Genomic DNA, 21,718 nt, shown 5'->3' with positions numbered 1-21,718 from the left:
CTCCTAGAATCGCGCACACCTTGCCCCCCGACCACCACCATCTGACCGGATGCCGACCATGAAACCGAGTTTCCAGGACCTGTATTTCGCCGCCGCGGACCCCGAAGAATTGCGCAGCCGCGACCCCGCCTGGCTTCAGACCTTGGCAGCCGCACACCAGGCCCTGCTCGGTGCTTCGTCGGCGGGCGAGGTGCGCTTGCAGTTGCTGGAACTGCCCCGGGATCGGGTCCCCGAGAGCGGTACCCACGTGCTGCAGATCATCCATCCCGACATGCCGTTTCTGGTGGACTCGGTGGGCATGGCCGTCAACCGCAGCGGGCGCACCTTGCACTGGATCGTTCATCCCTTGTTGCGCGTCACGCGCGACGCGGCCGGCCATGTCGCGCAGATCACCGGTGCCGCACAGACCGGCGCGGGCGATGGCCAGGTGGTCTCGTGCATCCTGGTCGAGTGCGACCGGCTCGCGTCCGACCCCGAGGCGGTGGCGCTGCGCAAGGCCATTGAAGACACCTTGCAGGATGTGCGTCTGGCTGTGCAGGACTGGCGCGCCATGCTCTCGCGCGTGCAGGTGCTCAACGCCAGCTTCACCGCGCTGGACGCCTCGGTGGCCGACGAAGCCAAGGCCTTCCTGACCTGGCTCGAAAAGGGCCACTTCACCTTTCTGGCCGCCGAAGACTACGAGCTCAAAGGCCAGGTGCTGGTGCCGGTGCCGGGCACCGCGCTCGGCCTGCTGAAGGCCCCCGGTACCCAGGTGTTGCCGGCCCAGCCCGCCGAACAGTTCGTGTCCGACTCCGGCCTGGTGCTGTCCACCAAGGCGATGAGCCGCTCCACCGTGCACCGCCCGGCCTGGCTCGACGCCATCAGCGTCAAGCGCCTGGACGCGGCTGGCCAGCTGGTCGGTGAAAGCCGCTTCCTCGGCCTGTACACGTCGGCCGCCTACGCCGCCTCGGTGGAGCAGATCCCGGTGGTGCGCCAGCACGTCGCCCAGGTCATGGCCCACGCCGGCGTGGTCACCGGCAGCCATGCGCACAAGGCCTTGCAGGCGATCCTGGAGACCTACCCGCGCGACGAGATGCTGCAGATTGACGCCGCCACGCTGGAGCAGCACGCCATGGGCATCCTGCGCCTGCAGGAGCGCCAGCGTGTGCGCCTGTTCATGCGCCGCGGCGCCTTCGGTCGCCTGGCGTCGTTGCTGGTGTACGTACCGCGCGATGTGTACACCACCGAGCTGCGCGTGAAGCTCGGCGCCCTGTTCACCGAGGCCTTCGACGCCGCCTCCGTCGAATTCACGCCCATGCTCACCGACAGCGCGCTCGCGCGCATCCACTACATCGTGCGCGCCAAAGACAAGCTGCCCGCGCAGGTGGACCTGCTGCAGCTCGAAGCCCGCGTGGCCGAGGCCTGCAAGCGCTGGGTCGACGGCGTGAACGCGGTTCTGCTGGGCCAGAGCGGCCGCAGCGCCAGCGGCCTGGAAGCCCTGGTGGCCGCATTCCCCACCGCGTACCGCGAGCATTTCGACGCCGACACCGCGGCCAGCGACGCGGCCGTGCTCAGCGGGCTGAGCGAAACACAGCCGCTGGCACTCAGGCTCTACCAGCGCGAGGGCCAGGTGCGCTTCAAGACCTACGCCACGCAGAAGATCACGCTGTCCGACGCCATGCCGGTGATGGAATCGATGGGCGCACGGGTGATCGACGAGCACCCCTACCACCTGGCCGCGCCAGGCTACTGGATCCACGACTGGGGTCTGCAGTTTGCCCAGGCGCTGGATGTGGACCGCCTCAAGTTCCGTTTCGAGGAACTGTTCCAGGCCGTCTGGCGCCAGGAAGTCGAGAGCGATGCGCTCAACCGCCTGGTGCTTTCCACCGAGCTCGATGCGCGCGCCATCTCGGTGCTGCGCGCTTACGTGCGCTACTTCAAGCAGCTGGGCTTCGCGTTCAGCCAGAGCTACATCGAAGACACGCTCAACAAGAACCCCGCGATCGCGCAAGGCCTGGCCGAGCTGTTCGCCATCCGCTTCGACCCGGCGAAATCGGATGCGCGCGCCGAGCGCATCAGTGCCCAGGTGCAGGCGCTCGAAGCCCTGCTGGCCGAGGTGGCCAGCCTGGAAGAAGACCGCGTGCTGCGCCAGTTCCTCAGCACCCTCCAGGCCACGCTGCGCACCAATGCCTACCAGCGCGGCAAGGCCTGCATGAGCTTCAAGCTCAGCCCGCGCGACATCCCCAACGTGCCCGAACCCAAGCCGCTGTTCGAGATCTGGGTGTATTCGCCGCGCGTCGAGGGTGTGCACCTGCGTGGCGGCAAGGTGGCGCGTGGTGGTCTGCGCTGGTCCGACCGGCGCGAAGATTTCCGCACCGAGATCCTGGGCTTGGTGAAGGCGCAGATGGTGAAGAACACCGTGATCGTGCCGGTGGGCTCCAAAGGCGGCTTCGTGCTCAAGAAGGCGCCGCCCGCGAGCGAGCGCGAGGCCTTCCTGGCCGAGGGCGTGACCTGCTACAAGACCTTTCTCTCCGGCCTGCTCGACGTCACCGACAACCTGGTGAAGGGTGCGGTGGTGCCGCCCACCGACGTGGTGCGCTTTGATGAGGACGACCCCTACCTGGTGGTCGCCGCCGACAAGGGCACGGCCACCTTCAGCGACATCGCCAACAGCGTCAGCGCGGCCTACGGCTTCTGGCTGGGCGACGCGTTCGCCTCGGGCGGCTCGGTGGGCTACGACCACAAGAAGATGGGCATCACCGCGCGCGGCGCGTGGGAATCGGTCAAGCGCCATTTCCGCGGCCTCGGCGTGGACACGCAGACCCAGCCCTTCACCGTGGCCGGCATCGGCGACATGTCGGGCGATGTGTTCGGCAACGGCATGCTGCTGTCCACGCAAATCAAGCTGGTGCTGGCGTTTGACCACCGCCACATCTTCATCGACCCGAGCCCCGACGTTGCGGCCAGCTACGCCGAGCGCGAGCGCCTGTTCAAGCTGCCGCGCTCCAGCTGGGACGACTACGACAAGGCCCTCATCAGTGAGGGCGGTGGCGTGTTCCCGCGCAGCGCCAAGTCGATTCCGCTGAGCCCGCAGGCGCGCGCCGTCATCGGCACCGAGGCCACCGCCATGGCGCCCAACGAGCTGCTCAACGCCATCCTCAAGGCCCCGGTGGACCTGCTTTACAACGGCGGCATCGGCACCTATGTGAAGGCCAGTTACGAGAGCCACGCCCAGGTGGGCGACAAGGCGGGCGACGCCTTCCGCGTCAACGGCAACGAGCTGCGCTGCAAGGTGTTCGGCGAAGGCGGCAACCTCGGCTGCACGCAGAACGGCCGCATCGAGTTCGCCCAGGCCGGCGGCCTGATCTACACCGATGCCATCGACAACTCCGCCGGTGTGGACTGCTCCGACCACGAGGTCAACATCAAGATCCTGCTGGGTGCCGTGCAGGAAGCCGGCGGCCTCACGCTGGAGAGCCGCAACGATCTGCTGGCCAGCATGACGAACGAGGTGGGTCTTCTCGTGCTGCAGGACAACTACTACCAGACGCAGCAGATCGAGCTGGCCGCCACCCGACCCGTGTACCTGCTCGACGGTCAGCAGAACCTCATGCACTGGCTGGAACAGATCGGTCTGCTCAAGCGCGCCATCGAGTTCCTGCCCGCCGACGCGGAGCTGGCCAAACGCAAGCGCGAAGGGAAGGGTTTGACCCGTCCCGAGAACGCCGTGCTCATGGCCTACGCCAAGATGAACCTGTTCGACGAGCTGTGCGCCAGCAGCCTGCCCGACGACCCGTTCTACGCGCGTGTGCTCACCATGTATTTCCCCGCGGTGCTCGGCGAGCGCCATGCGGACTTCATTGCGCAGCACCCGCTCAAGCGCGAGATCATCGCGACCTTCATGACCAACACCGTGGTCAACAGGGTGGGTGCGACCTTCGTCAACTTCCTGGCCAACGAAGCGTCGTGCACCGCGGCCGAGGTGGTCAGCGCCTACACGCTGGCGCGCGAGGTGTTCGCGCTGGAGCCGATCTGGGACCAGATCGACGCGCTGGACAACAAGGTCACGACCGAGCTGCAGCTGCGCCTGCTCACACAGCTGGCCACCATCGCGCAGCGCGCCAGCCGCTGGATGCTGCGCCACCGCGGCCAGGGCGACCTGCCCACGCTGATCGCCAGATACCGGCCCGCGGCCCGCATGCTGCGGGAGCACGTCGAGCAGTGGCTGCCCGCGACCGCACTGGCGTCATGGCAAGCCGCCAGCGCCCGCCTGGTGCAGGCCGGCGTGGACGCCCAACTCGCCGATGACCTCACCGTGCTGGACCACCTGTACCCGGTGCTCGATCTGGTGGACGTGGCGGCCAAGGCCGGCAGCACGCTGGAGCAGGCTGCGCGCACCTACTTTGCGATCGAGAACACGCTGGGTCTGGACCGCTGGCGTCAGCGCATCGGCCAGCTGCCGACCGATTCGATGTGGCAGTCGCAGGCCCGCGCCAGCGCGCGCGACGACGTGTATTCGATCGCCGGTCAACTGGTGCTGTCGCTGCTCAGCAGCCAGCAGACGCTGGCCGAGTGGCAGGAGCAGCATGCGAAGGCGATCGCGCGCATCAACGACATGCACGAGAGCATCGCCGGTCTGGCGCCCGATCTCGCGCCTGTCTCTGTGGCACTCAGAGAGCTCCGCCAGTTGGGGTAGTCAGACCTGGAACTGCAGCGCGGCCAGGCCGGCGTATACGCCGCCCTGTGCCACCAATTCGGTGTGCGTGCCTTGCTCCACCAGCCGGCCTTGGTCCAGCACCACGATCAGATCGGCCTGCTGCACCGTGGCCAGGCGGTGCGCGATGACCAGCGTGGTGCGGTCCTTCATGGCCGACTCCAGCGCGGCCTGCACCATGCGTTCGCTCTGGGCGTCGAGCGCGCTGGTCGCTTCATCCAGCAGCAGCAGCGGCGGGTTCTTGAGCATGGCGCGCGCAATCGCGATGCGCTGGCGCTGGCCGCCCGAGAGGCGCACACCGCGCTCGCCCAGAAAGGTGTCGTAGCCCTCGGGCAGCTGGTCGATGAACTCGTCGGCAAACGCCGCGGCAGCGGCGGCGCGCACCTCGTCATCGCTCGCGCCGGGCTTGCCGTAGCGGATGTTCTCCATCGCGCTGCTGGAGAAGATCACCGGGTCCTGCGGCACGATGCCCACGCGGTTGCGCAGGTCGTGCAGGCTCATCTGGTGGATGGGCACACCGTCCAGCCGGATCGTGCCGAGTGCCGGGTCGTAGTAGCGCAGCAGCAGGCCGAAGACGGTGGTTTTGCCCGCGCCGCTCGGGCCCACCAACGCCACCGTCTGACCGGGCTTGACCGCGAGGCTGAAGCCCGTCAGCGCGGCCTGAGCCGGACGCGAGGGATAGTGGAAGGTGATGTCGTCGAACACCAGCGCGCTGCCGCCTTGCGGGGTGGCCGGTTGCAATGGTTGTGCGGGCGACTGCACCGGTGAGGCGCTGGCCAGCAGCTCCATGAGGCGCTCGCTCGCGCCGGCGGCGCGCAGCAGGTCCCCGTACACCTCGCCGAGCACGGCCACCGCACCGGCCAGGATGATGATGTAGAGCACCGTCTGCCCCAGGTGACCCGGTGTGATGGTGCCGGCCAGCACCGCCTGCGTGCCCTGGTACAGGCCCCACAGCAGCAGGCCGGCGGTGGTGATGATGATGAAGGCCACCAGCACCGAGCGCGCGCGCGTGCGCTTGATCGCCGTGTCGAAGGCGAACTGGGTTGACGCGTTGAAGCGCGCCGCTTCGCGGTCCTCGGCGGTGTAGCTCTGCACCACGGGAATGGCGTTGAGCACCTCGGCCGCGATGGCGCTGGAATCGGCCACGCGGTCCTGGCTGGCGCGCGAGAGCTTGCGCACGCGCCGGCCGAACCACATGCTCGGCAGCACCACCAGCACGATGATCAGCAGCACCTGCAGCATCACATAGGGGTTGGTCCACACCAGCATCACCAGTGCGCCGATGCCCATGACGGCGTTGCGCAGGCCCATCGAGAGCGACGAGCCCACCACCGTCTGCACCAGGGTGGTGTCGGTGGTCAGGCGCGAGAGCACCTCACCGGTCTGGGTGGTCTCGAAGAACTGCGGGCTCTGGCGCAGCACATGGCTGTAGACCGCGTTGCGCAAATCGGCGGTGACGCGTTCGCCCAGCCAGCTCACCAGATAAAAGCGCATGGCCGAGAAAAAGCCGAGCGCCACCGCCACGCCGAACAGGGCCGCGAAGTGGCCGCGCAGCGCGAGCGCCTGCTCGCCGCGCCCGGCAGGAGCCAGACCACTGTCGATGAGAAAGCGCAAGGCCAGCGGAAATGCCAGCGTGGCCGCCGCGGCCAGCACCAGGAACAGGATGGCCAGACCGATCTGCAGGCGGTAGGGCCGCAGGAACGGCAGCAGGCCGCTGAGCGAGGTGGGGGTGGTGGCTTTGGGGCGGTCGGAGGGCGTGGGGGAACTCATGCAGGTGAGTGTGCCGGGTTTTGTGTGTGCCCGTTTTCAGCGCACGCCTGCGCCTTCCGCTGTTGGTTCAAGTAAGCCATAGGTACCAAAGTTTGGTGCTAGCATCGCGGCCAAATTTTCAACCAACGGGAGGGACAGGGATGGCACAGCACGATGATTTTGAAGCGACGGAATTCCTGTCCGAGGGCCGATCCCCCACCGGCGATCCGGAACGCACGCTCGACATCCGCTTCACCGGTTCGGGCAGCGAATACTTCCGCATCTGGATCGTCAACCTGTTGCTGACCCTGGTCACGTTCACGCTGTACTGGCCCTTTGCGCGCGCGCGCCGCCTGGCCTATTTTCAGAACAACACGCTGGTGGGCCGCGACCCGCTGGGCTTTCACGGCGATCCGTGGAAGATGTTCCGTGGCTATGTGCTCATGCTGATGTTCGGTGTCTCGTATTGGGCCGTGTCCAACTTTGCGCCGAGCTTCGCCTGGTTGCCCCTGCTGGTGCTCGCGGTGCTGTGGCCCGCGCTGTGGCGTGCGTCGCTGCAGTTCCGGTTGCGCAACACCAGCTGGCGCGGTGTGCGCATGGCGTTCGAAGGCGACCTCCAGGGCGCCTACCTGTGCATGCTGCCGTTTTTCATCCCGGTGCTGCTGATGGGGGTGGTCTTCGGTGTGGCGGCATCGACCACCCGGGGCGCGGAAGAGGGCGAGGCCGGTGCTGCGTTGGCTGCAGCCACCGGTCTGACGGTGCTGGCCATAACCGCGCTGTCGCCCTGGTTGCTCGCGCGCATCAAGCGCTACCAGCACGGCGGTTATGCGTTCGCGCAGGAGCGCACGCGGCTGACCGCCGGCCTGGGCGCTTTCTATGGTTTTTCATTTCGCGTGATGGGGATGTCCCTGCTGTGCTCGGCCCTGCTCGCTGGTGTGGGTGGCATTGTGGCGGCGCTGGTGGGGGCCTCGGCGGGTGCGGGCATGGTCCTGCTGCCCTTCCTGCTGGCGCTGGCCTACCTGGTGTTTCCGCTGGTGCTCATGCCTTACACCACGTCGAGGCTGCAGAACCTGGTGTGGGGCCACACCCGCAGCCGCCGCATCGGCTTCGAGAGCCAGCTGAGGTTCGCCCCGTTGATGCGGTTGACCGCAAAGAACTGGCTGTTGATCGCACTCACGCTGGGTCTGTACTGGCCGTTTGCCAAGGTGCACACCGCACGCCTGCGGCTCGAAGCCATGGGTGTCTCGGTGCAGGGCGACTTGAACGCGTGGCTCGCCAGGGCGCAGGGCGCCGACAAGGGCATCCTGGGCGATGCCGCAGGCGATTTCTTCGGCATCGACATGGGTCTGTGATGAACGCGATGCCCCGCCTGCCCAGCACCTGGTTCGATGGCCGGAGCCCTCGAGCGCAGGCCTGCGACCTGTGCATCGAGGGCGAGGAACTGGTGCTCACGCTGGAGAGCGGTGTGCGCCGCTACCCGGTGCGCGAGGTGCGCTGGGCCGAACGCCGCTCGCACGGCCAGCGCCAGAGCGAACTGCCCGACGGCAGCCTGATCCAGCACGCCGACGCCGGCGAGTGGGACGCCTGGCGCCAGGCCAGCGGCCAGCGCGAGGGTGCGGTGGTGGGGTGGATGCAGAGCTGGCGTGCCACCCTCGTCGCCATGGTGGCCAGCGTGGTGTTTCTCGGTGCGGCCTGGACCTGGGGCGTGCCCTGGCTGAGCCAGGCGCTGGCGCAGCAGGTGCCCCACTCGCTGGAGGTGCGCCTCGGTGAGCAGGGCATGCAGCAGTTGGACCGTTTGTTCCTCCAGCCCAGCGCACTGCCTGCGCAGCAACAGGAGGCGTTGCGCACGCGGTTCAGATCCGCCGTGGAGCGGGCCTTTCCGGAAGGAAGTTCACCGGCGTGGCAACTTGCGTTTCACCGCTCACAAGCGCTCGGCGCGAACGCGTTTGCCCTGCCTGGGGGCTTCATCGTGATCACGGACGATCTGGTGAACTTGCTGACCGACCAGCCCGACGCCATCACCGGCGTGCTGGCGCACGAACTCGGTCATGTGCACCACCGCCACGGGCTGGATTTGATGGTGCGCGCCAGCCTGGTCAGCGCGCTGGTGGGCGTGGTGCTGGGCGACGCCTCCGGCTTCCTGGCCAGCGTGCCCGCCACCCTGGCCACACAGGCCTATTCGCGCGATGCCGAGCGCGCGGCCGATGCCTTCGCTGCGCAGCTGCTCGAGCGAAGCGGCGTGTCCCCGTCGGTGATGGTGGCGTTCTTCGAGCGCATCCGGCAACAGGAAGAAACCGATCAAGACGATGGTGGTCATGGCGACACAACCTTGCCGATCGCCATTGCCAGCCACCCCGGCCACGATGAGCGCACCCGCTTTTTCCGTGAATGGCAACGGGAGCCCGCGCGCCCCTGAGCGCGCCTGGGGGCTGTGTCGGTCAACGCACCGACGCAGGTGCATCGACTGCCTAAGCTGTGTTCACACCACCCTGTGGTGGCTGACACAAAGGAATCACCATGAACCATTCGAAACTGCTGTGGGCCGGCGCCCTGTCGCTCGCACTGGTCGGCTGCATCTCTGCTCCCATGGGTCCGGCGGGCCCAACGGGCGCCACCGGTGCCACGGGTGCCACCGGCGGTGCCGGCGCAACAGGCGCCACCGGCGCCACCTCGCTGCCCTCCAGCGGCGGCGCCGTGATCGTCGTTCCGGCTCAGCGTTGACCGACTGCGCAGCGGCGTCTCACAACACCAGCCGCTGCGCGTACCCCGTCATCTCCAGATACCCCCGTCCCACCCGCTGGCCGTTGCTCTCGAACAGGTCCGAGAGGCCCTCCCAGTACACCGTGCCGGTGCCTTGGCGGCCGTCGAGTTCCTGTGGATCGATGACCGCCCTGACCGTGTAGAAGTCGGCCGGCGTGCGGATCAGCCACTCCACCGGGTAGCGTGCGCGGGTGAGCGGGCTGGTCCAGTAACGCTGCGGTTTGAAGTCGACCTCGCCCGGTCGGAAACGGTAGATGTCGGTGGGACTCTGGGCACTGCCCGCTGCGCGAAACGATCCGCCTGCCCAGACCTTGCTGCCGTCCGCGCGGCGCAGCTGAAACGCGGTCAGGCTGTGGCCGTCGAACAGGTTCATGCCGATCCAGTCCCAGCCCACGGCTTCGGGGTGCAGCAGCGCCTCGCTCCATTCGTGGTCCAGCCAGGCCGTGCCGGTCACCGCGAATCGCTGTCGGCCGATGCCCAGGGTGCCCTGGACCGCGAGTTGGGGGTGCGACACGTAGAAGCTGGCTTGTGAGGCGTCGGGCCCTTTGCGCGAGAAGCCCTCGTCACCCTGCAGCAGCCAGGCCTGTTGCGGCTGGGCGGTGAGGTCGATGTTCAAGGCGTCGCCGCCGATGCGTGTGGTGTAGCGGCCATCCGCTGCGCGCTCGATGTGCCAGTCGCGCAGCACCACGCGTGTGTCGGCTTCGCTGGCGAAGACGCCGCGTTCGGTTTGCGTCGGCATCTCGCCGTTCCAGCGCGCCATGCGCTGGTCGTGCAGGAGCCGTCCACTTTGCACATCGGTGATGGCCGCGTGGGCGAACAGCAGGTGTTTGGCGGCCAGTCGGCTTTGCAGGGCCTGTGTGCCGTCCACCCGGCTGCGGAAGAAGGTGACTTGAAAACCGAACTCGCGACCCTGCTCGTCTTTTGCGTGGCCCGTCAAGTACCACCACTCGGTGCGGGTATCGTTGTGGGTGCCGTGGTCGCGCGGGAACACCAGTGTGCGGGGTCGGAGTGCATCGCCAGGGCGGTGTGGGGTTCGAGCCTGGAGACCGGGCAAGGCGAGGGCGCCCGCCGACGCGATCAAGAGGTGGCGGCGGTTGGTGAGGGCTTCGACAGGCTCGGCCCTGGGGTGTGGTGCGCTGTTTGTGGTCATGTTCACCAGTCTTCCTTCACCGCCCGCACCGCATCGCGGCTCGCGGCCGCCTGTCCCGCCAGCCAGGCCGTGAGGGTGCCGGCCACCACCACGGCCGCGCACAGCGCGAGCAGCCGCGCCCAGGGCAGCACCAGGTCCATGGTCCAGTGAAAGCTCTGCGGGTTGACCACGTGCACCAGCACCAGGCTCACCGCAAGGCCGAGCGCCAGGCCCGCGAGTGCGCCCAGCAGCGTCCAGGCCAGGCCTTCGAGCGCCACCACGCCCAGGATCTGTTGCCGGGTGAGGCCCAGGTGGGCGAGCAGGCCGAACTCGCGCTTGCGCGCCAGCACCTGCGCGCTGAAGCTCGCGGCCACACCAAAGAGGCCGATGCCGATGGCCACCGCCTGCAGCCACACGGTGACGGCGAAGCTGCGGTCAAAAATGCGCAGCGAGACCGCGCGGATCTGCCCGGAGGACGCGAACTCGATCAGGTCACCGGCGCCTCGCTCCTCGGCCAGCGCGCGGATGCGTTCGCGCACCGCGTCTTCGTCGGCACCCTGGACCAGGTGCAGCGCCAGGTCGTTCACGCGCGCATCGCCCGTGAGGCGCACGAAGTCGGCGCGGTCCATGGCCACGCTGCCGTGCTGGCGCGCGTAGTCGCGCCACACGCCCGCCACGAAAAAGCGCACGCCTCGCACTTGCGGCCCGGCGAAGGCTTGTGCCAGCCCCGGCAGCCAGCCGCCGGGCTCGGCGCCGTACAGGTCCACCATGGCTTCGCTCACGTACACCGGAACCACGCTCTCACCCTCGGCCGCTGCCGGGGTGGGCAGCGGGTTGCCCACCAGCGGCAGGCTCAGTGCGGCACCGCTCACCATGGTCAGGGGGCGAGTGAGCAGCACCACGGCCGGGCGCACCGGGTCGAACTGCACCGGTGTGGCGCGCAGGGTGTCCACGCGCTCGATGCCGTCCACCAGCGCCACGCCGGCCACGAAGTCGGCGGGCAGGTGCGCGGCGTCCAGGCCGCCCCCGGCGCTGCTGCGCACATACAGCTGCGCGGGCAGCACGGCATCGAGCCACTGTGTGACCGAGTCGCGAAAGCTCGCCACCATCACCGTGAGCGCCACCGACAGGGCCAGGCTGGCGACCACGCCGCTGGTGGCCACGGCGGCGGTCTCGCGCAGGCGGCGCGCGCGCTCCACCGCCAGCACCGGCAGCGCGTGCCGCGTGATGTGCGGCGCCATGCGGTCCAGCAGCCAGCCCACGGCCAGCGGCAATGCCGCGATGCCACCCACCAGCAGCAGGCCCACCGACAGGTAGGCCGCGAGCGGAATGCCGCCCACGGGCGGTGCCCAGGCCAGGGCCGCGGCGAGCAAGACCAATGCGAGGGCCAGCGTGTGCCGACGCGCACCGGCGGGCGCGGGCGCACCCAGTCCCTTCAAGGCCAGCGCCGGCGCCATGCGGGCCGTGGCGCGCGCCGGCCACCAGCCACCCACCACCGAGGCCGCCACACCGAGCAGCCCGTAAACGAGCGCAGCCCAGGCGCTCCACCGCAGCGGCGGAGCGACGCCCGAAAAGTAGCCACCTCCGAGATCACCGCCCAGCAGCTTGAGCGCCAGGGCCGCCAGCCCCGTCCCCAGCGCAACGCCCAGGGCACTGCCCAGCAGACCCAGCAGCGCCGATTCGGCCAGCACCAGGCGCAGGCGCTCGTTGCCCGACAGGCCCAGCACGCCCAGCAGCGCGAACTGCGGCTGCCGTCGAGCCACCGAGAGCGAGAGCACCGAGAACACGAGGAAAGCACCGGTGAACAACGCCACCAGTGCCAGCACGGTGAGGTTGACCCGGTAGGCGCGCGAGAGGTTGCTCACCCGCTCGCCCGACTGCTCGGGCCGCTGCGCGATCACCTGATCGGGCAGGGCCAGTGACGTCAACACCACGTCCAGCTGCGCACCGGGCACCAGGCGCAGGTCGATCCGGCTCAGCTGGCCCGCGCGGTCCGTCAGGTCTTGCGCGGCGGCCACGTCCATCACCAGCAGCGGCGGGCCCGGTGCGTTCACCCGGCCCGCCACGCGCACCGTGCGCAGCGCCAGGCCACTTTGCAGTTGCAGCGTGGTGCTGTTGCCCAGCGCTTGGGATGCGGCTGCGTTGAGAAACGCCGCGTCGGGTGCAAACAGGTCGAAGCGCCGCGCCGCGCTGTTGCTTGAAGCGGCCTCGGGGACCGGCATCAGTGCGGGCGACAGGCCCGCCACCACCAGCGCGTCGACGCCGAGCAGCTTCACCGCCACGCGTTCGCCACCCGGCAGCACCGCCTGCGTGGGCAGCTCCAGCACCGGGCTGGCCAGCGCCACGTCCGGGTGGGCCGCCACGCGGTCGAGCAGGGTGTCGGGCAACAGCCCCTGGCGGGCGCGCAGCTCCACATCGGGCTGGCCATTCACCGAACTCACCGCGCTGGAGAACTCGGCCAGGGCCGAGGCGTTGATGAGGTGCACCGCAAACGCCAGCGCCACGCCCAGCATCACCGCCACCACGGCCGAGGCATTGCGCCACGGGTGGTGGCGCAACTCTTGCAAGGAAAAGGTGGAGAGCAGCGCGCGCATGGCGTTTGAGCTTACGCCCAAGCCCTTGTCCGCTGGCCGGGCCGGGGCATGGTGCCTTGGCACACAGACAGCCCGGTCGCACGCGCATAACATGCACCGAGGCGTTTCTCACCGTTGCACAGCGAATGTGTTCGCTGCCGCCGGCCCACCAGGCCGGTCCACTTTTTATCCACGGTGACCCCATGGTTCGCATCCACCTCGCCATCGACCTGCAGTACCAGGTCAACCAGCCCAGCGCCGACTTCATCTTCAATGTGCAGGCCGCGCATTCACCCCAGCAGACCGTGGTGTGGGAAGAACTGCAGGTCAGCCAGCCCGTGCCGCTGGTGTCGCACACCGACGCCGCCACCCGCACGCGCATCCTGCGCCTGACCGCCACCCCCGGCGCACTGCAGTTGCGCTACCGCGCCACGCTGGACATCGTTCACCACGTGGACCAGCCCGACGCGGTGTTCGAGACACCCATCAACCAGCTGCCCACCGATGTGCTGGCCTACATCTACCCCAGCCGCTACTGCCAGTCGGACTGCGTGACCGCCATGGCCACTCAGCTCTTTGGCCAGATGCCGCCGGGGTATCGGCGTGTGGAGGCCATTCAGCAGTGGGTGCAGAGCCAGGTGACGTTCGAGTCGAACACCAGCAACTCCATGACCTCGGCCATGGACACCCTCAACGACCGCAAGGGCGTGTGCCGAGACTTTGCGCACCTCATGATCACCTTCTGCCGCGCGCTCAACATCCCCGCGCGTTTCACCACCGCGATCGATTTCGGCGCCGACCCGGCCCTGGGCCCGACCGACTTCCACGCCTATGTGGAGGTGTACCTGGGCCACCGCTGGTACCTGTTCGATCCGTCGGGCACCGCCATTCCCATGGGTTTTGTGCGCATCGGCACCGGGCGCGACGCCGCCGACGCTTCGTTTGCCACCATCTTCGGCCCGGTATCGGCCCAGGCGCCGCGCATCGACATCTCGGCGCAGACCAACCCCGCCCACGGCTGGCTCATGCCGGTGCGCCGGCCCGAGGCCTTGTCCACCGACGCGTCGTTCACCTGGAACGGCGGCAACGCCACCTGACCACCGCGGAGCCTTGTGGCCTAATAGCGGGTTCCGTCACTTTCGCAACTTTCTCAGGATCCAGTCATGGGCAACAAAATCGTCACCGAAGCCGACCGCAAAGCCACCCCCCGCCCCACGCCCGTCGCTGGCGTGTCGCTGACCTCCCCTGGCCGTGGTCAGCGTGTGAGCCTGGAGCGTGGTGTGGCCACCCGCAGCAAGAAAAACCCCGGCAAGCGCTCCAAAAAAGGCGGCTGACCGGTTCGGCCCTGGTGGCCGGCCTTGCTGAATTGCAAAGAGCCCGCGCAGCGGGCTTTTTGCATGGGTGCGCGGCCCAAGGGCCCCACCTCAGCGCGTGAAGCTCAGAAACCGTCCTTTGTAGGCCGTGCCGTCTTCCAGCTGGCGCCCGGCAGCCTGCATGGTGAGCACGAAGCCCAGCATGCCCATGTCGCGACCAAAGGCGGCCCGGTTGCCCCGGTCTGGGTCGACGATCACGATTTGCGCACCCACCGCGGCGTGTCGGTGGATGAAGGCGGCGAGCTGTGCGGGCTGCTGGCGTTCGTACAGCAGGTCGCTGCCCACGATCAGATCGAACAGACCCAGCGCCGGGTTGTCGGTGGCGGCCACACTTTCCCAGTTGCCGGCCTCGTACGGCAATGGCCCCAGGTCGTTCAAGACCAGGTTGTGGCGCAGGAATTCCTCCGTCAGCGGATGCCAGTCGCTCACCGTCACATCGGCACCGCGCCGGTGCATCACCAGACTGGCCAGCGCCAGGCCCGCGCCGATCTCCAGCACGCGCAGCCCGGCCAGCGGGTGCGTGAGCATGGCCAGCGCGAGCACGCGCGATGACGGCCACACCTGCCCGAAATGCGACCAACCCGCGGAAGGCAAACCGATGTCGGCGGCGGCGTGGTGGGTGTCGTTGAACTGCTGGTCGTCGATCAGGCAGCGTAGGTGCCAGTCGGTGCCGCCGAGCGACACGGTTTCGGTCTTGACCTGGTAGCCGGGCATGGGATGTTCCCGTTGTGGCTGAGCCTCACCGTAGCACCTGACCTGCACAATGTCCGTACGCCACACCACGCGGCGCAATCACAGGAGTTTTCACATGGGATGGTTTTCCAAAGCGAAAGACGGCTTCTTTCTGAGCACCACCACGCCCGAGGGCATCGACCGCTCGCAGTACCTGGGTGTGGTCAACGGCGAAGCCATCATCGGCGCCAACATCTTCCGGGACATGTTCTCGTCGGTGCGCGACGTGGTGGGCGGTCGCGCCGGCGGCTACGAGCGGGCCCTCTCGGGCGCGCGCGACGCGGCTGTGGAAGACCTCATCGAGTCCGCGCGCGAGATGGGGGCCAACGCCGTGATCGGCATCGACTTCGACTACGAAGTGCTGGGGGAGACCAACGGGATGATGATGGTCGCGGTGAGTGGGACGGCGGTGAAGCTGGGCTGACCGGTCAGCCGCCGCGCAAGGCCTTCAACAGTTTTTGTCCGGCGCGCCCGCTGTCCTCCTGCCCCAGACGAGTCTGCTCCGCGCGGATCGCCACGCGGCTCTTGTCGCCCAGCATGCCGTCCACCGCGCCGATGTCGTGGCCGCGTGCGATCAGCAGTGTCTGGACTTCCCGGCGCTCGGCGCGCGAGAGGCCCGGATCGTCGGTCGGCCAGGGTGTGGCGAAGGGGCCGCCACCGCGCAGGCGGTCCGACAGGTGCGCAATCGCGAGACCATAGCTCTCGGCCGCGTTGTAGCTGTAGATCGCGTCGAAGTTGCGCAGCACCAGAAACGCCGGGCCCTGGGCTCCGGCGGGTGTCATGAGGCCGGCACTTCCGCTGGCGGGCAGGGGCGATCCGTCGACCCGCTGGAGGCCGCGTGCCGCCCATTCGCCCATGCCGCGTTTGGTGCGGCGGCCTTCACCGGTGGTGCTGAAGCCCTCCGGCATCTTCACTTCAAACCCCCACGGTTGGCCGCTTTGCCAGCCCGCCTTGGCCAGGAAGTTGGCGGTGGACGCGAGCGCGTCGCTGGTGCTGTCCATCAGGTCGGCCTTGCCGTCGCCGTCGAAGTCCACCGCGAGGCGTTCGAAGGTGCTGGGCATGAACTGCGTGTGCCCGAAGGCGCCCGCCCACGAGCCCACCAGACGCTCAGGCGCGATGTGCCCTGCCTGCAGGATGCGCAGCGTGGCGTAGAACTCGGTGCGGAAGTAGGCCTGGCGCCGTCCGAAACACGAAAGCGTGCCCAGCGACTGCACCAACGGTGATTTGCCGAAGGTCTGGCCGAAGTTGCTCTCCACGCCCCAGACCGCCACCACCGTGGCCGGGTCCACACCGTATTTTTCACTCACCCGAGCCAGCGTTTCGGCGTGGCGTGTGAGCATCGCGCGGCCCTCGGCCACGCGCTCCTCGTCCACCAGACCGGCCAGGTAGTCCCAGATCGCGGTGCGGAACTCGGGCTGGAAGTTGAGTTTGTCGATCACGCTCATGTCGGGCGCGAGGTTCTGCGTGTGCTGGGCGAAGGTGTCGTCGCGCACGCCGGCGGCGCGGGCCGGGGCGCGCAGGGCGTTCAGGCAGGAGTCGAACTCGGGATTGGGGGTTGGCGTGGGCGTCTGGGCCCAGACGGAAGAAGAGAGCAGGGCGGCGCCCAGGAGCAGGGAAGTTTGAAGATTCATCGGGATCAGAGTGGGGAAAAGCGGCCGCGTTCCATGGGCCGTGTGTGCAGGTGTGAATGCGGATGCGTCAGACCGCCCAGGTGCTGCCGTGTTCAGGTACCAGCGCCTGCCAGCGCAGTTCGGCTTCGATGCGGTGGCGCAGCCGATCGGAGGCTTCCATGTCACCGTGCGTGACGAACACGCGGCGCGGCGGCTGGGGCAGGGCGCGCAGCCAGGCCATGAGCTGCCCGGCGTCGGCATGCGCTGACGCGGACTGGAGTTGCACCACCTCCGCACGCACCGGCAGGTCTTGCCCGTGGATGCGAAGCTGCGTGCCGCCGTTGGCCAGCGTGGCGCCGCGCGTGCCCGGCGCCTGGTAGCCGGTAAGCAGCACCATGTTGCGGTGGTCGCCCAGGTACTGCACCAGGTGGTGCAGCACGCGCCCGCCGGTGGCCATGCCGCTGGCGGCCAGGATCACCTTGGGGCCGTGCTGGCGCGCAATCGCCTTGGACTCGTCGGCCGTGCGCGTCATCTTCGCCACCAGCGCCATGGCGTGGCACTGCGCAGCGTTCAGCCGGTGCTCGCCCAGGTGGCGCGCAAACAGCTCGGTGCTGTGGATGGCCATGGGGCTGTCGAGGTAGACCGGCAGGCTGTGCGGCAACTGGCCCGAGGCCTTGAGTTCGGCGATGGCGTGCAGCAAGGCCTGCGCGCGGCCCACCGCAAACACCGGCACCACGGCCGAGCCGCCACGCGCTGCGACGCGCTGCAACGCCGGAGCGAGTTCGGCCAGCACATCTTCGTCCGGGTGGTCGCGGTCGCCATAGGTCGATTCGCACACCACCACGTCGGCCGCGGGCGGTGCGTCGGGCGCGAGCATGAGCGCGTCGTCGGGCCGACCGAGGTCGCCCGAGAACAGGATGCGCTTCCCACCCACCTCCAGCAGCAGGCTGGCCGCCCCGAGGATGTGCCCTGCGCCCGAGAACTGTGCCGTCCAGCCTTTCAGCGGCTCGAACGGTTGGTGCATGGGCACGGTGCGAAACAGCTTGAGGCTTTGCAGCGCATCGCTCTCGGTGTAGAGCGGCAGCGCGGGCGAATGTTTGGAGAAGCCCTTGCGGTTGGCAAAGGCCGCGTCTTCTTCCTGGATGTGGCCGCTGTCGGGCAACAAAATCTGCGCCAGGTCGCGCGTGGCCGGCGTGGCCCACACCTTGCCGTGAAATCCCTCCTTGGCCAGCAGCGGCAAGTAGCCGCTGTGGTCCAGGTGCGCGTGCGTCAGCAACACGGCGCCGATGTGGTTGGGCAACACCGGCAGCGGGTCGCGGTTGCGCAGGCGCAGCTGTTTGTAGCCCTGGAACAGACCGCAGTCGACCAGCAGGCTCTGGCCGTCGTGCTCGACCAGGTACTTGGAGCCGGTGACGGTGCCGGCGCCGCCGAGAAATCGGATGTGTACGCTCATGCGGGGCATCTTACGCCCCGCTCTTTGATCACTCAGTTCAGGGCCGCATCGAGGAGCAGCATGAAGATGAAGCCCGCCAGCAGCGTGGCCGTGGCCATGGTCTCGAACCCGTTGCGGTGCGTCTCGGGAATGATCTCGTGGCTCACCACGAACAACATCGCGCCCGCCGCGAGCGCAAGACCCAGTGGGTAGAACGCCGGCACGCTGCCCAGCACCGCCAGCCCGACGATGGCACCCAGCGGCTCGGCCAGGCCGGTGAGCGCGGCCACGCCCCAGGCCTGCGTCGCGCTGCGTCCCAGCGTGCGCAAGGCCATGGCGACGATCAGGCCTTCGGGCATGTTCTGCAGGCCGATGGCCAGGGCCACGGAAGCGCCCGCCTGCGTGCCACCCGCACCGTCCACCCCGGCGTAGGCTGCGCCCACCGCCAGGCCTTCGGGCACGTTGTGAATCAGGATGGCCAGCACCATCAGCTTGGCGCGTTGCACCGCGGCGTTGTCGGGCTGCGCGCCCCAGGCCCCGGTGTGGCCGAGCGCCGCCGGGGGCAGCACCGCGTGTTCGTGCGGCGTGAAGCGGTCGATCGCCAGCATCAGGCCCATGCCCAGCATCAGACCCACGCCGCTGAGCGCGGCGGCGCCCGTGGCCGCGCCGGTCATGCCGGCCAGCAGCGTGCGTCCGGCCTCCAGCGAGGGCAGCAGCAAGGCAAAGATGGCCGCGGCCAGCATGATGCCGGCCGAGAACGACATCAGAGCCGCCTCCTGCAACTTGCTCACCCGCTGCACCAGAAACACCGGCAGCGCACCCACGGCCGTGGCCACCGCTGCGAGCAGCGAGGCCTGCACACCGGCGGCCATGGCGCTGCCGTTCTCGGCGGCCGTCCACCACGCGCGGGTGGGCGCCCAGAAGGTGCTCAGCGCGGCCAGGCCCGCCATCACCAGCAGGCCAGCGCCCAAGGCCAGGAGCGCGTTGCGCAGCGCGTGGGCGGGCACCTGCAGATCGAACTCCTGCAGTTGGGCCCAGACGGGGCGGACTTGTCGAATGAGGGCGGTCATGGGGTGCCTGCGGGTGGTCTCGGAAGTCGAGAGTTTGACAAAAACTATCGATTCAGGCCAATCGATGTTGACAATGAGGGAGATAGGGGCGCGGGCGCGAGCCCGATACAGTGCGGGAGCACCCTCGAGAGCACCACCACAGGAGAAGATCCCCATGAAACCGCGCAGCCGAGTCCGAACCCTGGCGATGGCCTTGGGGCTGTTGGCCGTGCTGCTGGCCGTTCCCGCCGCGTTGGTGTCGGCCTGGGCGTGGGCCAAAGCGCGCATGCCGTATAACGAAGAGGGCCAGCATTTCGACGGACTGGTGGTTCACCACGCGGGGAGCGAATACGTGTACGCGGCGGTGGCCTTGGTGCTCTGGCTGCTGGTGGGTTTGGCGATTTGGGGTGCTCGCCGCGCGCAGCAGCGCTAGGTGGAACACCGCAAGAAAAAAGCGACGCCACGGCGTCGCTTTTTTCAGGGGGAAAACCGCCCTCAGCTGAAGAACGACTTCGCCTTCTCGAACCAGCCCTTGTCGTTCGGGCTGTGCTTGTGGCCACCCTTCTTGAACGACTCGTCCAGCTCCTTGAGCAGCTTGCGCTGGTGCTCCGTGAGCTTGATCGGGGTTTCCACCGCCACGTGGCAGTACAGGTCGCCGGGGTAGCTGCTGCGCACCCCTTTGACGCCCTTGCCGCGCAGGCGGAAGGTCTTGCCGCTCTGGGTGCCTTCGGGCAGGTCGATGGTGGCCTTGCCCGCGAGCGTGGGCACGTCGATCTCGCCACCGAGTGCGGCCACCGTCATGCTCACCGGCACCTGGCAGTGCAGGTCGTCGCCCTCGCGCTCGAAGATGTCGTGCTTGCGCAGGCGCACTTCGATGTAGAGGTCGCCCGAAGGTCCGCCGTTCTGGCCGGGTTCGCCGTTGCCGGTGCTGCGGATGCGCTGGCCGTCGTCGATGCCGGCGGGGATCTTGATCTCCAGCGTTTTCTGCTTCTTGATCTTGCCCTGGCCGTGGCAGGTGGTGCAGGGCTCGGGAATGAGCTTGCCGGTGCCGCTGCACTGCGGGCAGGTCTGCTGCACGCTGAAGAAACCCTGGCGCATCTGCACCGAGCCCTGGCCGTGGCAGGTGCTGCAGGTCTTCACGCTGGTGCCGGGCTTGGCGCCGGTGCCGCTGCAGGTTTCGCAGTCGTCCCAGCTCGGGATGCGGATCTGCGTGTCCTTGCCGCCGGCCGCTTCTTCGAGCGAGATTTCCATGGCGTACGACAGGTCGGCGCCACGGTAAACCTGGCGGCCGCTGCGCTGGCCGCGCGCGCCACCGAAGATGTCGCCAAAGATGTCGCCGAACGACTCGGAGAAGCCGCCAAAGCCTTCAGCGCCGGCCGCGCCACCGCGCAGGTTCGGATCCACACCGGCGTGGCCGTACTGGTCGTACGCCGCTTTCTTCTGCGGGTCGGACAGCATCTCGTAGGCTTCTTTCGCCTCCTTGAAGCGCTCTTCCGCCGCCTTGGCCGCATCGCCCTGGTTGCGGTCGGGGTGGTGCTTCATCGCGAGCTTGCGATACGCCTTCTTGATTTCTTCGTCGCCGGCGTTCTTGGGGACGCCCAGCACTTCGTAAAAGTCGCGTTTGGCCATGGTGTTTGGGGTTCGGTTGGAACACAAACGCCGCGGCAGGTTGCCCTGACGCGGCGGATGATCGAAAGGGCTCAGCCGATCAGGACTTCTTCACTTCCTTGACTTCGGCGTCGACCACATCGTCGTCGTTCGCCTTGCTGCTGCCTTGCGAGGCGCTCTCCGCATTCGCGGTGGCGGCCTGCTCGGCCTGCGAGGCGGCGTACACCTTCTCGCCCAGCTTCTGGCTCGCGGTCATCAGCGCTTCGGTCTTGGCTTCGATGGCTTCCTTGTCCTCGCCCTTGGCCGCTTCTTCCGCGTCTTTCAAGGCGGCTTCAATGGCTTCCTTCTCGGCGGCTTCGAGTTTGTCGCCGTGTTCGCCCAGGCTCTTCTTCACGCTGTGCACCATGGCCTCGGCCTGGTTGCGCGCCTGCACGAGTTCGACCTTTTTCTTGTCGTCGGCGGCGTTGAGCTCGGCGTCCTTCACCATCTGCTGGATCTCGGCTTCAGAGAGGCCCGAGTTCGCCTTGATGGTGATCTTGTTTTCCTTGCCGGTGCCCTTGTCCTTGGCGCCCACGTGCAGGATGCCGTTGGCATCGATGTCGAACGACACCTCGATCTGCGGCATGCCGCGCGGCGACGCCGGGATGCCTTCGAGGTTGAACTCGCCCAGCAGCTTGTTGCCGGAGGCGATCTCACGCTCGCCCTGGAACACCTTGATGGTCACGGCCGGCTGGTTGTCTTCGGCGGTCGAGAAGGTCTGCGCGAACTTGGTCGGGATCGTGGTGTTCTTCTGGATCATCTTGGTCATGACGCCGCCCATGGTCTCGATGCCCAGGCTCAGCGGGGTCACGTCGAGCAGCAGCACGTCCTTGCGGTCACCCGAGAGCACCTGGCCCTGGATGGCAGCACCCACGGCCACGGCTTCGTCGGGGTTCACGTCCTTGCGTGGCTCCTTGCCGAAGAACTCCTTCACCTTCTCCTGCACCTTGGGCATGCGGGTCATGCCGCCG

Annotated in this window: 17 protein-coding genes; 8 read left to right on the top strand and 9 right to left on the bottom strand. The window is 68.1% G+C overall.

The genetic code is table 11. The features are described from left to right. The first annotated feature begins 58 nt into the window (after positions 1-58). Positions 59-4,675, top strand: a complete 4,617-nt coding sequence (locus Q1W68_RS07265) for an NAD-glutamate dehydrogenase (protein ID WP_300715986.1) — start codon at positions 59-61, stop codon at positions 4,673-4,675. On the opposite strand, the gene Q1W68_RS07260 is transcribed toward Q1W68_RS07265, so the two are convergent. Beyond that, on the bottom strand, positions 4,676-6,463 hold the full coding sequence (locus Q1W68_RS07260) for an ABC transporter transmembrane domain-containing protein (protein WP_300652916.1): 1,788 nt from the start codon (positions 6,461-6,463) through the stop codon (positions 4,676-4,678). A 140-nt stretch (positions 6,464-6,603) separates the two neighbouring features. Between Q1W68_RS07260 and Q1W68_RS07255 the strand changes: the two genes are divergently transcribed. The 3 genes from Q1W68_RS07255 to Q1W68_RS07245 all read left to right on the top strand — a co-directional run bounded on the left by Q1W68_RS07255 (position 6,604) and on the right by Q1W68_RS07245 (position 9,163). Beyond that, on the top strand, positions 6,604-7,794 hold the full coding sequence (locus tag Q1W68_RS07255; RefSeq protein ID WP_300652914.1) for a YjgN family protein: 1,191 nt from the start codon (positions 6,604-6,606) through the stop codon (positions 7,792-7,794). After that, positions 7,794-8,858 (top strand): M48 family metallopeptidase, encoded by a 1,065-nt coding sequence (locus Q1W68_RS07250; RefSeq protein ID WP_300652912.1) that lies wholly within the window; start codon positions 7,794-7,796, stop codon positions 8,856-8,858. The genes Q1W68_RS07255 and Q1W68_RS07250 overlap by 1 nt, the downstream gene beginning before the upstream one ends. 101 nt (positions 8,859-8,959) lie before the next feature. After that, a complete protein-coding gene (locus Q1W68_RS07245) occupies positions 8,960-9,163 on the top strand; it encodes a hypothetical protein (protein WP_300652910.1) in 204 nt (67 codons plus the stop codon). A 19-nt stretch (positions 9,164-9,182) separates the two neighbouring features. Here the strand turns inward: Q1W68_RS07245 and Q1W68_RS07240 are convergent, their stop codons facing one another. Beyond that, entirely contained in the window at positions 9,183-10,352 is a 1,170-nt protein-coding gene (locus Q1W68_RS07240) for a carotenoid 1,2-hydratase (protein WP_300652908.1), read from the bottom strand. A gap of 2 nt (positions 10,353-10,354) precedes the next feature. Continuing rightward, positions 10,355-12,925, bottom strand: a complete 2,571-nt coding sequence (locus Q1W68_RS07235) for an ABC transporter permease (RefSeq protein ID WP_300715984.1) — start codon at positions 12,923-12,925, stop codon at positions 10,355-10,357. A 182-nt stretch (positions 12,926-13,107) separates the two neighbouring features. Here Q1W68_RS07235 and Q1W68_RS07230 point away from each other — a divergent pair, with 182 nt between their 5' ends. After that, positions 13,108-14,001 (top strand): transglutaminase family protein, encoded by an 894-nt coding sequence (locus Q1W68_RS07230; protein ID WP_300715982.1) that lies wholly within the window; start codon positions 13,108-13,110, stop codon positions 13,999-14,001. Between the two features lie 66 nt (positions 14,002-14,067). After that, positions 14,068-14,238, top strand: a complete 171-nt coding sequence (locus Q1W68_RS07225; RefSeq protein ID WP_172823098.1) for a hypothetical protein — start codon at positions 14,068-14,070, stop codon at positions 14,236-14,238. Positions 14,239-14,328: 90 nt separating this feature from the next. Here Q1W68_RS07225 and Q1W68_RS07220 read toward each other — a convergent pair whose 3' ends face one another. After that, positions 14,329-14,991, bottom strand: coding sequence for an SAM-dependent methyltransferase (locus tag Q1W68_RS07220; protein ID WP_300652903.1), 663 nt, complete (start codon positions 14,989-14,991; stop codon positions 14,329-14,331). A 94-nt stretch (positions 14,992-15,085) separates the two neighbouring features. Here Q1W68_RS07220 and Q1W68_RS07215 point away from each other — a divergent pair, with 94 nt between their 5' ends. Further along, entirely contained in the window at positions 15,086-15,433 is a 348-nt protein-coding gene (locus tag Q1W68_RS07215) for a heavy metal-binding domain-containing protein (RefSeq protein WP_300652900.1), read from the top strand. A 4-nt stretch (positions 15,434-15,437) separates the two neighbouring features. Here the strand turns inward: Q1W68_RS07215 and Q1W68_RS07210 are convergent, their stop codons facing one another. The 3 genes from Q1W68_RS07210 to Q1W68_RS07200 all read right to left on the bottom strand — a co-directional run bounded on the left by Q1W68_RS07210 (position 15,438) and on the right by Q1W68_RS07200 (position 19,121). Further along, entirely contained in the window at positions 15,438-16,640 is a 1,203-nt protein-coding gene (locus Q1W68_RS07210; RefSeq protein ID WP_300715981.1) for a lytic murein transglycosylase, read from the bottom strand. A gap of 67 nt (positions 16,641-16,707) precedes the next feature. Beyond that, positions 16,708-18,072, bottom strand: a complete 1,365-nt coding sequence (locus Q1W68_RS07205) for an MBL fold metallo-hydrolase (protein WP_300715980.1) — start codon at positions 18,070-18,072, stop codon at positions 16,708-16,710. Positions 18,073-18,104: 32 nt separating this feature from the next. Continuing rightward, entirely contained in the window at positions 18,105-19,121 is a 1,017-nt protein-coding gene (locus tag Q1W68_RS07200) for a ZIP family metal transporter (RefSeq protein WP_300649782.1), read from the bottom strand. 154 nt (positions 19,122-19,275) lie between these two features. Between Q1W68_RS07200 and Q1W68_RS07195 the strand changes: the two genes are divergently transcribed. Next, positions 19,276-19,533 carry a hypothetical protein gene (locus Q1W68_RS07195; RefSeq protein WP_300649781.1) on the top strand — a complete coding sequence of 86 codons (258 nt, stop codon included), beginning with the start codon at positions 19,276-19,278 and terminating at the stop codon, positions 19,531-19,533. Between the two features lie 62 nt (positions 19,534-19,595). Here the strand turns inward: Q1W68_RS07195 and dnaJ are convergent, their stop codons facing one another. Together dnaJ and Q1W68_RS07185 are read right to left on the bottom strand one after the other, a co-directional pair. Next, positions 19,596-20,729: a molecular chaperone DnaJ gene (dnaJ, locus tag Q1W68_RS07190; RefSeq protein ID WP_300649779.1), complete on the bottom strand. Its 1,134-nt coding sequence runs from the start codon at positions 20,727-20,729 to the stop codon at positions 19,596-19,598. A gap of 79 nt (positions 20,730-20,808) precedes the next feature. Then, on the bottom strand, positions 20,809-21,718 hold a 910-nt coding region (locus Q1W68_RS07185; RefSeq protein WP_300715979.1), incomplete at its 5' end, for an Hsp70 family protein.

Origin of the sequence: Hydrogenophaga sp. (assembly GCF_030158645.1) — a bacterium.
GTDB lineage: Bacteria > Pseudomonadota > Gammaproteobacteria > Burkholderiales > Burkholderiaceae_C > Hydrogenophaga.
Note: the sequence above shows the minus strand (reverse complement) of the source record. Positions and strands in the feature narration are given on the sequence as shown.